This is a genomic window from Polaromonas sp. P1_E1_2 (assembly GCF_056406035.1).
This window is the reverse complement of record NZ_JBFUAZ010000743.1, coordinates 1-1,769: the sequence shown is the minus strand read 5'-3', so window position 1 is coordinate 1,769 and position 1,769 is coordinate 1. Positions and strand designations below refer to the sequence as shown.

The window sequence follows — 1,769 nt, the reverse complement described above, 5'->3', positions numbered from 1 at the left end:
ACGTAGGACAGCCAGGCTTGAAACGCCAGCCATTGCTCGCATGAGTACGGCTGGGCAGGGTCCCAGCGGTGCTCTGAATTCTCCAATGCACCCAACACAGCACTAGCTGCGTCGCATAGCCAGGGTCCACCGTCGTCGAGGCCTCGAATGAGCCAGGCGGGAAAGTAGTAGTGCATGGCTTCCGCTGAAAGAAGCGGCATATCCCACACGTGGCTTTGAAATAACTTCTCCGGCACTTCAGTCGCAGAAAACGGCGCGAGATCATCGGCAAGTTCGGCGCATTCCTGGTAAATGTGAGGCGCAATTTCGTCACGCGCAGGGCGGAGTACCGATGCAAACGCGGCCAGGATTTGTTGTTGTAACTCTAGTGCACTCATGAGCTTGATAGTGAAAATGAATGGGCCACCAACACCCGCGGCGAGACCGCCGTATCCCGTTGTGGATCGGAGTTGAGTGAGCCGTTAGAACGAGCGGGGCCCCACAGGGCGCGAAGCGGCCTTTGGAACGTCCGCTCGATGGAGGGGTTAGGCCGTGCCACCGGACACAACCTTCCTCGCATATGACCACGCCTGCTCGGCTTGCTGCAGCACAACAGGGTCCTTCGCGTCGAGAACATACTCGACGACCGCACCGATCCAACCGACGTTTTCATCACCGATGTGGTAATGGGCGAGATAGCTGGATACCCGGTGGTGCGCCTCGTTCAGCCGGCGTACTAATTCAACGGTTTGCTCGGGAGCTCCCTGACTGTGACAAAGAACTCGAATGGCGATGGTGAGGTTGTGGCTCAGCGAAGAGAGGAATCGAGCTCGCTCAGCCGGGCTTAGCGACTGCAACCAACCTGTCTCGCTTTGGATGGAGGCGTTCACGACCTGTTAGACCTCATGGCGCGCGCGTGTGGATCACCCGGAAGCTCCCAAACTCGGACACGGTGGAGTGGATGGGCGCAGCCGAACTGTAGGCCAGCTCGATTGCGTCCGGTCGTTGCCACCGGACAACCACTTCCGGCTCGCGCACGGAGGCGCCGACCAATGAGCCGTGACGCTCGAAGGAAACCAGCAAGTTTCCGGGCGCGTTCGGCAGCATTTCACTCGCGCCTACAAGGGATACATGAGTCGTTCACGCGACCGTTGCAGAACAACTGCGCTCGAACACCACCAACTTCCACAACTGATCAGGTGACGGGATCTCCCGAAGTCGGGAGTTTTCGCAGGACTCAAGCAATGGCCAGGCGAGGAGAGCGGCGCCAGCAATGACGGGAACGGCGAGCCATCCAAGGAGTACCCGTGGGGTGCGGTGCAATCCGGCAGCGGCTGTGAGCATGAGGTCTAACGTGAAGGTGAGTGACGATCAAGAACAGGTGCGCGCGAAGCGCGTACGCACTCGGACGTCCATCCGGACCGGCGAGTTATGTCTCACTCCGGAGCTCCTTGCAGAAGTGACAGTCCGCGCTCTGCAAGCTTTTCAGCAACCCGGGCAATTACCGCTTCCGCCGGGCCGTCAAAGTCGCCTTCAACCTCACTCAATGAGAACCACTGGCGATTCATGGCAAGCTGGGCCGTTCGACCCTGCTGGCCCCAAGACTTGATTTCAACGTGGCCTTGGATTTGCGGCAGGGTGATCCAGATGCAGTCGTGGTACAGGGCGTGCTCGACACCCGCCGAGCGCAAGGTGGCCGACAACTCTTCCAAACCGTCATTGTGAGACATAACGTAAAAATGACCGGACCACGCCTTTCGACGCGAAGCCACCTTCTGCAGGCGGGGCCG

The 1,769-nt window shown here is 59.4% G+C and carries 3 protein-coding genes; all 3 read right to left on the bottom strand.

Annotated features, from left to right (window positions below; all coding sequences use genetic code 11):
* Positions 1–377: hypothetical protein (locus tag AC1D1P_RS22410; RefSeq protein WP_477674503.1), on the bottom strand; the 377-nt coding region annotated here is incomplete at its 3' end.
* A 147-nt stretch (positions 378–524) separates the two neighbouring features.
* Entirely contained in the window at positions 525–869 is a 345-nt protein-coding gene (locus AC1D1P_RS22405; RefSeq protein ID WP_477668257.1) for a hypothetical protein, read from the bottom strand.
* Between the two features lie 546 nt (positions 870–1,415).
* Positions 1,416–1,769, bottom strand: a 354-nt coding sequence (locus tag AC1D1P_RS22400; RefSeq protein WP_477674502.1) for a hypothetical protein, incomplete at its 5' end; no start/stop codon positions are given.